At 55.0% G+C, this 211-nt stretch carries 1 tRNA gene; it reads left to right on the top strand.

From position 1 onward, the window contains the following. Nucleotides 1-127: 127 nt before the first annotated feature. A tRNA-Asp gene (locus OGV98_RS00015) sits at nucleotides 128-204 on the top strand. The last annotated feature ends 7 nt before the right edge of the window (nucleotides 205-211 follow it).

Raw genomic sequence — 211 nt, forward strand, 5'->3', positions numbered from 1 at the left:
CTCAGAAGTGAAACGCCGTAGCGCCGATGGTAGTGTGGGGTCTCCCCATGCGAGAGTAGGGAACTGCCAGGCATCAAATTGCAGTAAACCGGGATGAAGAATCCGGGTAGTGACAAAGAAATTCGGTGGAGCGGTAGTTCAGTTGGTTAGAATACCTGCCTGTCACGCAGGGGGTCGCGGGTTCGAGTCCCGTCCGTTCCGCCACTTATTA

It is taken from the genome of Citrobacter sp. Cf136, assembly GCF_030333815.1.
In the GTDB taxonomy this organism is placed as follows: domain Bacteria; phylum Pseudomonadota; class Gammaproteobacteria; order Enterobacterales; family Enterobacteriaceae; genus Citrobacter; species Citrobacter freundii.